Origin of the sequence: Longimicrobium sp. (assembly GCF_036280135.1) — a bacterium.
Lineage (GTDB): Bacteria > Gemmatimonadota > Gemmatimonadetes > Longimicrobiales > Longimicrobiaceae > Longimicrobium.
Window position 1 is genome coordinate 1 of record NZ_DASURI010000291.1, and the last position, 2,986, is coordinate 2,986.

The 2,986-nt window shown below is 75.7% G+C and carries 1 protein-coding gene; it reads right to left on the reverse strand.

From position 1 onward, the window contains the following. Positions 1-169: 169 nt before the first annotated feature. On the reverse strand, positions 170-2,707 hold the full coding sequence (locus VFZ20_RS09185) for a phage tail protein (protein ID WP_329683563.1): 2,538 nt from the start codon (positions 2,705-2,707) through the stop codon (positions 170-172). Positions 2,708-2,986 lie beyond the last annotated feature (279 nt).

A 2,986-nucleotide genomic window follows, 5' to 3' on the forward strand; every position in this document is an offset into this window, starting at 1 on the left:
CCCCTCCCCCCGGCCCCCTGCCCCCGCTTCGCGGGGGAGGGGGAGAACTACGGGTCGTGCGCGAGGGATGGTCTCCCGCCGTCCTCACCTCCCCCGCGCAGCGGGGGAGGTCGCGAGCGATTGAGCGGGTGGGGGCCTTCCGCGCGAGGCCGGCCCCCTCACCCCCACCTCACCCGCCGTCCTCCACCGTCCAGCGGAAGCCTTCCAGCGTGCGGCCGGGGGGCGCGGAGGAGGGCGACGCGTCGACCACGATGGGCTCGGCGTTGGAGCGCACGTCCGACTGCGCGCTGAAGCGCGCCACGGGCCGTTGCGCGGCGGCGCCACCCTCCAGCCGCGGGTCCAGCGACTGCGCGCCCAGCACGTAGTCGCGAATGCCCACGCGGCTGCGGTCCACCCGCACGGGCGTGCGCGCCGGCTTGCGGCCCAGGTACGTGTCCACGCCCACGAGCGACGCCACGCCCACCATCAGCGGGCGCGACGCGGCCATCACCCGCCACGCCACGTGCGCCGGCACCTCGCGCTCCACGATGCGGCGGATCAATCCCAGGTCCTGCGGCTCGATCTCCTGGTGCACGAGCACCGTCACCCGGTGCGCCAGCTGGTCAAAGAGCCGCGCCACGGCCGCCGCCTCCGCGCCCGTCACCGGCAGCTCCGCGTCGTACAGGGCCAGGAACTCGCGGCGGCGCTCGTCGCCCAGGAACAGCGTGTCACCCACGTACGAGTTGCCGCTGTCCGCGATGCCGCCCAGCAGCGGATCGTCCTCGTCCGCCAGGTCGGCGCCCAGGATGGTCGCGAAGGTGCGGCGCAGGCGAAAATCCTCCAGCACGACGATCTCGCCGCCGCGCACCGCCCCGCCCGTGCAGATGTCCAGCACGCGCCGCAGCCCGTGCACGGTGCCGCGCAGCCCCGCCAGCTCCGGCGCGGCCGCCAGCAGCGCGCGCCGCCGGTCCACGGGCAGCGCCGCGTCGAACCCCGTGCCGATCCACGACGCCAGCCACTCCAGCGACTCCGCCGGCACCGTCCGCGGATCGGTCAGGAGGTGCGCGTGGGCCACGCGGTCCTCGATCCCCGTCAGCACGCCCTCGAAGTTGGCCAGAAAGCGGTCCAGGAAGTCCGCGGGCGTGCTTCGGTCCGCGCGGACGTCCGCGTCGTCGCCGAACTCCTGCTCGTGGTACAGCTCCGGGAGGTACTGGTCGCGGTAGCTGAAGCGCGAGCCCTGCACGCGCACGGCGGCCAGCTCCGGCGTGGCCAGCCCGTCGCCCGTGAGCTCCGCGCGCACCCACAGGTAGCGCCCCCGCAGGGCCCGCACGCGCCGCCCGCCGCGCTGCACGAGCGCCGTGAACACCCCCGCGCGGTCGCGCTGGGGCTCGGCCTTCAGCAGCCCGGGATGGAAGGGGATCTCGCTGCGGACGGGCATCCACGCCCCGCGCGGCGCCCCCGCATCATCCGCCTCCGCGTCCCCGAAGCGGTGCGCGAACCACTCCGCGTCGTCCGCCGGCGTGCTGTACGTCTCCGTGGCGGCGAGGTGGAGGACGATGCCGCAGCGGGGCGGCAGCGCGGCCTCCACGAACAGGCGGTGCCACACGGTGCCCGCGACGCCGCTGTCGACGGCCTCCAGGTTCATCGCCTCGCCGCGCGGCGCGAAGCCGGGAAGCGACAGGCGGTGCAGCGGCCGGCTGCCGGGCTGCTGGTACGTGGAATAGTGCGGCGGAACGGCGGGCGCGTGGATGAACGGCCCCTCCGCAAAGCCGCGCAGGGGATACACGTCGCCCACCTGCTGCAGGACGGCGGCGGATGCGTCCGCGGCCGGCAGGGCGTCCGCGCCGGGGACGTCGTACGCCAGCGCCTCGCTCTCCGGCTTTTCCTGCGGGACGAGGACGGCGATGCGGTCCTCCGACAGCCAGGCCAGGCTGTACGCGAAGTATGCGCGGTCCAGCAGCACGGGCCCGGAGAGGGAATCGCCGTCCAGGAACCGCAGCACGGCCAGCCCGTCCGCCTTGCGCCAGAAGAGGAGCGCCACGCGCCCGCCCGGCGACGCGGCGATGCCCGCCGCCTCTTCGGCCTCGCCGTCCCAGGTGAGGCCGGCGACCAGGCGCAGGTGGGGCGGGCGCGGGTTCTCGGGATCGGGGCGAAAGACGTCGCCGTCGTAGGTGTGCCAGGGGCGGTCGGGCCAGAGCTGGCCTTCGGTGTGGGCCAGGGCGCGCCCGGCGCGGTCCAGCGCCCACGCGCCGCCCGCCGGGTCGGGCGCCACACGCCACGCGCTGAAGCCCAGCCGGTGCACGCGCTCGCTCTTCATCCGCCCGCGCGGGTCGCGGACGAGGATCTCGCCGTCCGCGGCCACGTACAGCACGCCGTCGAAGCCCACGGCAAGGTCCGTCGCCGTGACGTGCGGCGCCCACAGCTTCATGAGCGGCTGGATGCCCGGCTGCGCGCCGCCCACGACGATGCGTCGCGCGCCGGGCTCCCAGCGGGCCCAGGTGCCGTGCGCGTCGCGCGCGTCGGGGACGGCGTCCAGCAGGGTGTGGGCGCGCTGCTCCAGGGCCTTCCACCCGGCGCGGTTCTCGTCCGCGGGGAGGGTGCGCGGCGCGCGCGTGCGGCGGCTGGACAGGCGCAGGCTGCGGCGCGCGGCGTCCCAGTGGATGCCCGCCCCCCGATGCCACTGCGTCTCGTCGGCTAACAGCCAGGTCCGCTGCCCGTTGGCGTCCATGAACCGAAGTGCGAGAGTGCGAGAGTGCGAAAGTGCGAAAGTGGCGGGCTCCGGGATCCTGCTGGATGGCGGAGCATGTCTCGCCCGCGGAGGGCCCCCTCCCCCCGGCCCCCTGCCCCCGCTTCGCGGGGGAGGGGGAGAACTACGGGTCGTGCGCGAAAAGCGGATCGTGGCCGGACATCACCTCCCCCGCGCAGCGGGGGAGGTCGCGAGCCATCGAGCGGGAGGGGGCCTCCGCGCGGGCGCCGCCCCCCGTGCGCGATCCGTCCCAACCACCTC